Genomic DNA, 240 nt, shown 5'->3' with positions numbered 1-240 from the left:
CCGGACAGGATCGGCCCGATCGCCGCCCGTACGAACCTGACGCGCGCCACCAGCAGACCCAGCGGCGTACCGATCGCCAGTGCCAGCAGGAAGCCCATCAGACCGCGCGAGACGGACGTCCAGATGTAGTCGAAGAGCGTGCCCTGGAGCCAGGACTCGCGTACCTCGCCCCACACGTCGGACGGTGAGGGCAGCTTGTACTCGGGCGCGACCTCGGCCCACACCAGGACCTGCCAGACC

1 protein-coding gene is annotated in these 240 nt (G+C 69.2%); it reads right to left on the bottom strand.

Annotated elements, in window-relative coordinates; all coding sequences use genetic code 11:
• Positions 1–240 (bottom strand): ABC transporter permease (locus tag KUM44_RS42860; RefSeq protein WP_374202127.1); only part of this gene is annotated, 240 nt, incomplete at both ends.

The sequence above is a fragment of the Streptomyces sp. AC550_RSS872 genome, from assembly GCF_019049285.1.
Classification (GTDB): domain Bacteria; phylum Actinomycetota; class Actinomycetes; order Streptomycetales; family Streptomycetaceae; genus Streptomyces.
Note: the sequence above shows the minus strand (reverse complement) of the source record. Positions and strands in the feature narration are given on the sequence as shown.